Raw genomic sequence first — 7,099 nt, 5'->3', positions numbered from 1 at the left:
CAGATAAGCCAGTTCAGTCAGATGATAAGGGCGCCAGTGCCAGAACATCGGAATCACTGAAACCAGTGTGCCAATAAAGCAAAAATAGAACACGATCCGTTCTGGTGGTTCAGTATCTGTCAGCGCACGTACAGTGACAAAAGCCATAGCCGCTAAAAAGCTGGCACTGAGTCCAATCACTGACATGAGATTAAACAGCCCCGAATCTGGCTTTGTTACACACAAGACACCAATAAATCCGATAGCAGCGGCAAGCAGCATCGCTTTGGTGATCTTTTCTTTTAAAAATAGCCAGGCAATGAAGGGAATGAAAATTGGAGAGGAATAGGTAAACACCATGGCATTAGACAGCTTGAGATGGGCAATGGCATAGAAGAAACCATACATTGCCATTAAACCCACCACAGAACGCCAGACATGCATCCATAACTTTTCAGTTTTAAAGAAACCAATACCTTTACTGAGCAGCAAAGGTAGGAATAACAACATACTCACCGCATTACGGAAAAATACGACAGTCGCGTTATCAACCGTATGTGAAGCATAACGAATACACACCCCCATCATAGAGAACAGCAAAGCCGAGCAGGTGAGTAGAAGGATGGCTTTAATCAGATCAGAAGGGGTTGCGCTGGGCATAAGAAAGCATCGCTAGAAGATTGTGGAATATTCTAGCGAACTATTTGATCAAAAATTATGATTCTTCTGCAAGTTGGGCTTCCAGTAGCTTGAGCTGTTCTTCCTTCAGTCTGATCAGTTCATCGGCATCCTTGTGCTGAGCATCTAGCATGGCTTTTTGCTCATCTAGCTGTGACTGGATATCTTCCAGACGGGATATTTCCTCTTTGGCCAGTGCAGGATTTTCAGGTACTGGAGCTTTAATGAGATCGTCCTGTACCAATCGATTGGCAAGATTTGCTTCTGTTTCAATTGGAGCTACTTGAGCCGTTGCCTCAGTCTTAATAGGCTCTTGAGCAGGAGTAACTGTTACAGTTTCCTGTTCAGGTATTTCCTGAGATGAAGATGCACTAAACCACTGATAAGCAAATACCAGAATCACGACAGTAACTAAAGCCCCAATAATCCCCATTAAAAGTTTAGAACTATGCCTTTGCTCTACACTCATATGTTCAACCTTATTTATTTTTCTATACTTAACGCGGTTTAAACTGAATCACACCCACTTCATCAGGTACAGCAGGAACTTCAGGTTGCTCAACGTGGGTTGGACGGTTTTCCTCATAGCCACATTCAATACACTCAATCCATTCATTCTCGCCAGAGGTCAGCATGACAATCCGATCCATCGCCTGACATTTTGGACATTTAGCACCTGCAATGAAACGACGCTTGATGGTCATCATACTCACCTGTTGATTAATTTAAACCATTAGTTTAAGCATTTTTTACCGTATTCGTCCAACCTTGATGACGGAGTAGGGCATCAATTTTTGGCTCACGACCCCGGAAGTTTACGAAAGCATCTAATGCAGTGTCTTTCCCACCAACTGCCAGAATGTTCTTGCGGAACGCATGACCCGTATCAGTATTGAAAATACCTTCTGTTTCAAAACGGTCAAAGGCATCACTGGCCAGTACTTCTGCCCATTTGTAAGAATAATATCCGGCAGCATAGCCACCTGCAAAGATATGGCTAAAGCTATGCTGGAAACGGTTATACGGTGTCGTTGGCAACACGGCATATTTGTCTCGGATCTCATTCAAGGTCGCCTGAACCTGTTCAGCGTTCAGCGCTGGATTGGCACGGTGAATGGTCAGATCGAATAGGGCAAATTCGAATTGACGTAAGGTTTGCATGCCTGACTGGAAGAAACGGGCATCTAGCAGCGCTTTCAGCAGATCTGCTGGTAGGACTTCCTTGGTCTCTATATGCTCGCTGAGCAGATTTAGACTGTCCTGATCCCAGGCCCAGAATTCCATGAACTGACTTGGTAACTCCACTGCATCCCAAGCCACACCATGTGTACCAGCAACAGAGATATTGTCTACTTCAGTCAGCATATGATGCAGACCATGACCAAACTCATGGAACAGGGTAATCACTTCATCATGGCTTAGCAGGGCAGGTTTGTCGCCGACCGGTGGGGTAAAGTTGCCAACCATATAACAGATGGGCTTTTGTACGCCGTCATGGGTACGCATGCGAGAGCGGAAACCACTCATCCATGCACCACCACGTTTACCTTGACGGGCATACAGGTCAAAGTAGAAACCACCGATGACTTCACCCTGATCTTCCAGTTCAAAATAATGTGCATCCGGATGCCAAAGCGGAGCTTCACGTTCGATGACCTGAATGCCATACAGACGGTTCACAATGCTGAATAGACCTTGAATTACTTTTGGGGTCGGAAAATAAGGTTTCAGTGCTTCCTGTGACAGGTTGAACTGCTGCATTTTCAGCTTTTCAGAATAATAACTGCTGTCCCAGGGTTGCAGCTCGGTAATACCATCTTCTGCTGCAATTGCTTTCAGCTCGGCAATCTCTTTTTCAGCAGGCGCACGCGCATGCTCAGCCAGATCACGTAAAAACTCATCTACAGCGTCAACACTTGGTGCCATTTTGCTGGCCAGTGAATATTCAGCATAGTTGTTAAAGCCGAGGAGTACAGCCATTTCCTGACGCAGACTCAGGATTTCTTCCATCACAGCTGTATTGTCAAATTCAGACTTGTCGGACTGATCTGATGCACGTGTAGTATAGGCCTTATAGATTTCCTCACGCAGACTACGGTTTTTTGAATGCGTCATAATGGCTAAATAGGATGGAAAATCCAAGGTGGCTACGGGCTGATCCAGTTCATGCTGTTTGCCATACTGTTTGAGCAGTTCAATATTGCTTGCCGATAAGCCAGCCAGCTCATCCTCATTTAATGGTCTGAAGTAGGCTTGAGTCGCATCCAATACATGATTCGAAAAATCTGAAGATAGCTGAGATAAACGTGCGGAAATTTCTGCATAACGTTTTTTCGCTTCACCTTCTAGCGCCACGCCCGAAAGTTTGAAGTCGCGCAGTGCCAGTTTAATGGCACTTTGCTGTGCTGCAGGCAGGTCAGTAAATACTGGTGCATCATGCACATGCTGATAAGTTTGATACAGTGCCGTATGTTGGCCGAGTTGGGTATAGTATTCACTTAAACCCGGTAATAAGGCTTGATAAACTTCACGCGTTTCCGCATTGTTTTTCACGGCATTGAGATGCGAGAGAATGCCCCAAGCCTCACTCATATTATTTTCAAGTGTGTCGACATGTTCCAAAATGGCAAGCTGTTCCTGAGCTGAATTCGGTGTTTCGTTAAGTTCATTCAGGAATTTTTGACCTTCAGCAATACAGCTTTCAATCTTTTGTTTCAGTTCTGCTAGTGTAAGCTGATCAAATTGTGGAACAGGCAAAGTTGCCTTTTCTAAAGTCATGTCGGTCTGCCGATTTATTTCCTATGTTAAATCTAGATGTAGGGGTTTTAAGCTAGGAAATCAAGATATCTATAGTTTTTTCTCAATCTTTTGATTTAAGGTTATTAATGATTTATTGATATTTTTCAATTGTTCTAATAAGCCTCCATTGGAAGAGGGAAGCGACTCTAGTTCATTTATATCAATTGTAGAGATATTAATGATTTTGGTTTTCCAAAGATTTAAAGGATGTTTATAAGAATATGTCACCGTGAAAGTGATGGGAGTATTATTTAATGATTTCTTGAGGCCTCCATATTGTCCCCAATCGTATATGTAGCTTTATTTAGGTGGAAATACTTTGATTCCATTTTTAAAAATACCAGTATTAAAATACTGTTTATCAGAATTTAACTTTTCAATTCCGAATGCTGCACGAGGAACAGGCTGATTGCTAAAGATTTTTACATTGTGAGCGATGGATTTACCGATATTTTTAACATGAAGTTGAATTACAGATTCTTTTCCATAATGAGGCGTAGCAAAAATAAGAATTTGTGGTTGCTGATCTGACTTAAATACTGCATAGGTTACAAGTAAAGCTAGTAATGAAATAACCAATGCTATGATATTTAGTACATCCATTTTTCTAATTTTCCTTATAGTTATTATATTGATTATAAATAAAAAAAGAGCGCCGTAGCGCTCTTTTTAACTGTGAAAATTATTCATCCTTTGGCTTTGCATTGGATTTTTTCTTTTTCACTTTGGCTTTTTTCTTTACTTTACCTTTATCCTTTGTTTCAGGCTTTCCTGCAGATTTTTTAGCAGGCTTTTTGCTGTAGGAACTGGGTTTTCCTTTGTCTTTTTTGCGTCGTATGGGTTGTTCCCCATCTGCATTATCTTTGGCTTTGGACTCGCGTTCATTTTTGCCAAAGACTTGTTCAGTCGCTTCCGGACGGACTAAAGGCTTTTTCTCTGCGACACGTGGTGCACGGGCGCGGATTTGACGGCCAGCATGGGTTAACTGTTGTACCAGTTCAAAGTCAATCTTACGTTCTTCCAGATTCACCCCGGCAACCTTGATCTTGACTTCATCCCCTAGACCGAAGATTTGTCCACGGTTCTGACCGACCAGGCTTTGGCTGCTTTGATCAAAGACAAAGAAATCATCACCGAGCTGGCTGACATGTACCATGCCATCTACATAGAGATCTTTTAGGGTAACAAACAGACCAAATTCTGCAGTCGCACTGATAATGCCAACAAATTCTTCACCCAGATGCTGCTGCATGTAGTGACATTTCAACCAGGTGGTTACAGAACGTGAAGCTTCATCAGCACGACGTTCAGTTGAAGAGAAATGCTCACCGGCATCATCCAGCGATGCACCCGAAATCGGATATGGTTTTTGTGCCAACTGTGCTTTAATCGCCCGATGTAATAACAGGTCAGGGTAGCGGCGGATCGGCGAGGTGAAATGCGTATAAGCATCATATGCCAGACCGAAGTGACCATCGTTCTTCGCGCCGTAGTAGGCCTGCATCATTGAGCGTAACAGGACTGCATGAATACTTGGGGCATCAATACGGTCTTTGGTCGCTTCAATCACTTCCTGATAATCTTTCTGGGTGGGTTGTTCCGGGAATTTCAGACCGAGTAGCTTGACGAAGTCACGTACTTTCTGAATACGGGAAAACTCTGGTGGCTGATGCACACGGTACAGCATTGGAATTTCATTTTTCAGCGCATATTCAGCCGCCGCTACGTTGGCGAGCAACATGCACTCTTCAATCAGCTTATGCGCATCATTACGGGTGCGTGGCAGAATTTCTTGAATACCACCCAGCTCATCGAAAGTCATATAGGTTTCGACAGTTTCGAATTCCATTGCATGACGATCCGCACGCAATTCTTTCAGCACCTGATACAGCTGGAATAGTGTATTCAGTGATTTGCGTACATCACGATCTTCAGTAATCGCGTTACTGTCACCGTCAAAATACTGTGCAACCTGGTTATAGGTCAGACGCGCTTTGGAATGCATCACAGAAGGGTAGAACTCAAAACTGGTCACACGGCCTGCACGTGACAGTTTTAAGTCGCAGACCATACAGAGACGGTCAACATTAGGGTTTAAGGAACATAAGCCATTGGAGAGTGCTTCAGGCAGCATCGGCAAGACATAATGCGGGAAGTAAACCGATGTACCACGTTCCTGAGCTTCGTCATCCAGTGGCTTGCCAACACGGACATAATGGCTCACATCTGCAATTGCCACGACAACACGATAACCACCGCCAGGACGTTTTTCTGCATACACCGCATCATCGAAGTCGCGGGCATCTTCACCATCAATGGTGACTAAAGCCAGGTCACGCAGGTCGATACGGCCTTCTCGATCCTTAGCATTGGGTTCTTTAAAACTTTCTGCTTCTTTGATGACTTCATCAGGGAATTCGTAAGGCAGACCATATTCCAGAATGGTTTGTGGAATGATGATTTCCGTATCTGCTTTATCTGCCATTGACTGGATAATATGCGCAGTTGCAAATTCTTCTTTGGTTGGATAAGTATCAATCGCAACACGAATCGAATCACCAACTTTAACCTGAGCATGTTCAATCAGTTCTTTTTCTAGGGTGATCGGCTGATGCGCATTCGGGCTGGCAGGTTGTACGAAATATTCACCTTCATGCTGGCAGACTTTACCAATAACCTGTTTGACACGATGTTGTACTACTTCAGTAATAAAACCCCAGGCCTTACCTTTGCGGTCGACTGAAGTTTGGCGGACTTTAACGCGATCACCATTAAAGACCTGACGCAATTCACGCTCGGGCAGTAACAGATCATCCTGACCGGAAATATTGGCTGTACCCATGCCTTTAGAATTAATATACACCGTGGCTTCATATTCCGGTTGTTCAGTAGCAATCTGGAATTTATAACCATCTTTCATTAACTGGCCATCACGCACCATGGCAATCAGGCGGTGACTCAGGGCATCAATACTTTTTTGATCTGCAATTTCAAAATGTTCCACCAGGTCGGCATGCGACTGGGCATTATTCTTTTCTATGGTTTCTAAAATCAGCGTGCGACTTGGGATAGGGTTGTCATAACGTTCAGCTTCAGCTTTTGCTTCAGGATCGACCCAATTTTTCATCATGTCTTTAAATTTTCCTAGGAGATGGGATTAGCATAAGACATGTGCGCTCAGACTGCACGTAAATGATTGCAATAATCTGTTTAAGTTTCCGTTTTTCGGCGGATTTTCGACTATTGGATAGAAAGCGGAGCTTTTTCGCACAATAAGTGTATAAAAACAGATAAATTGTTTAAAAAGTATTTAATCGAGCAAAAAACTGCACTTTTTTTTAAAGCTTTGCTTGCAGTGCTATGCCGAAATTTGTATTATGGCGGCACGTTACGGTGAGATGGGTGAGTGGCTGAAACCACGTCCCTGCTAAGGACGCATACGGGTAACTGTATCGAGGGTTCGAATCCCTCTCTCACCGCCACGCTTACTTATGTCGCGCGCTCATAGCTCAGCTGGATAGAGCACTTGGCTACGAACTAAGGGGTCGGGAGTTCGAATCTCTCTGAGCGCACCAAGTAAGTTAAGCAGAAAAACGTATTGCCAACCTAGGCACACAAGTTACGCGCTCATAGCTCAGCTGGA

The 7,099-nt window shown here is 43.8% G+C and carries 6 protein-coding genes and 2 tRNA genes; 2 read left to right on the top strand and 6 right to left on the bottom strand.

Annotation, left to right across the window (positions count from 1 at the left end; translation table 11 throughout):
- The 6 genes from B4033_RS04920 to rnr form a co-directional block, all read right to left on the bottom strand.
- A partial coding sequence (locus B4033_RS04920) for a DMT family transporter (RefSeq protein WP_286832478.1) occupies positions 1-639 on the bottom strand: 639 nt, incomplete at its 3' end.
- 55 nt (positions 640-694) lie between these two features.
- Positions 695-1,126, bottom strand: coding sequence for a hypothetical protein (locus tag B4033_RS04915; protein ID WP_004809764.1), 432 nt, complete (start codon positions 1,124-1,126; stop codon positions 695-697).
- A 28-nt stretch (positions 1,127-1,154) separates the two neighbouring features.
- The gene (locus B4033_RS04910; RefSeq protein WP_171056624.1) at positions 1,155-1,355 is read right to left on the bottom strand and encodes a YheV family putative zinc ribbon protein; all 201 of its coding nucleotides are present in this window, start codon (positions 1,353-1,355) and stop codon (positions 1,155-1,157) included.
- Positions 1,356-1,395: 40 nt separating this feature from the next.
- Positions 1,396-3,435 (bottom strand): M3 family metallopeptidase, encoded by a 2,040-nt coding sequence (locus B4033_RS04905; protein ID WP_286832475.1) that lies wholly within the window; start codon positions 3,433-3,435, stop codon positions 1,396-1,398.
- A gap of 321 nt (positions 3,436-3,756) precedes the next feature.
- Positions 3,757-4,059 carry a hypothetical protein gene (locus B4033_RS04900; protein WP_286832474.1) on the bottom strand — a complete coding sequence of 101 codons (303 nt, stop codon included), beginning with the start codon at positions 4,057-4,059 and terminating at the stop codon, positions 3,757-3,759.
- Between the two features lie 79 nt (positions 4,060-4,138).
- On the bottom strand, positions 4,139-6,586 hold the full coding sequence (gene rnr, locus B4033_RS04895) for a ribonuclease R (protein WP_286832473.1): 2,448 nt from the start codon (positions 6,584-6,586) through the stop codon (positions 4,139-4,141).
- Positions 6,587-6,848: 262 nt separating this feature from the next.
- Between rnr and B4033_RS04890 the strand changes: the two genes are divergently transcribed.
- Together B4033_RS04890 and B4033_RS04885 are read left to right on the top strand one after the other, a co-directional pair.
- Positions 6,849-6,938, top strand: a tRNA-Ser gene (locus B4033_RS04890).
- 16 nt (positions 6,939-6,954) lie between these two features.
- Positions 6,955-7,031: transfer RNA gene (locus B4033_RS04885), tRNA-Arg, on the top strand.
- Positions 7,032-7,099 lie beyond the last annotated feature (68 nt).

It is taken from the genome of Acinetobacter sp. UBA3132 (assembly GCF_002364825.1).
Classification (GTDB): Bacteria; Pseudomonadota; Gammaproteobacteria; order Pseudomonadales; family Moraxellaceae; genus Acinetobacter; species Acinetobacter schindleri.
The sequence above is the reverse complement of the archived record's forward strand: the minus strand, read 5'-3'. Positions and strand labels throughout refer to the sequence as shown.

What these genes read in the sequence shown, in the direction of transcription:
- B4033_RS04915 (WP_004809764.1), bottom strand. Translation starts at nt 1,126, where the DNA reads ATGAGTGTAGAGCAAAGGCATAGTTCTAAACTTTTAATGGGGATTATT.
- B4033_RS04905 (WP_286832475.1), bottom strand. Translation starts at nt 3,435, where the DNA reads ATGACTTTAGAAAAGGCAACTTTGCCTGTTCCACAATTTGATCAGCTT.
- B4033_RS04900 (WP_286832474.1), bottom strand. Translation starts at nt 4,059, where the DNA reads ATGGATGTACTAAATATCATAGCATTGGTTATTTCATTACTAGCTTTA.
- rnr (WP_286832473.1), bottom strand. Translation starts at nt 6,586, where the DNA reads ATGATGAAAAATTGGGTCGATCCTGAAGCAAAAGCTGAAGCTGAACGT.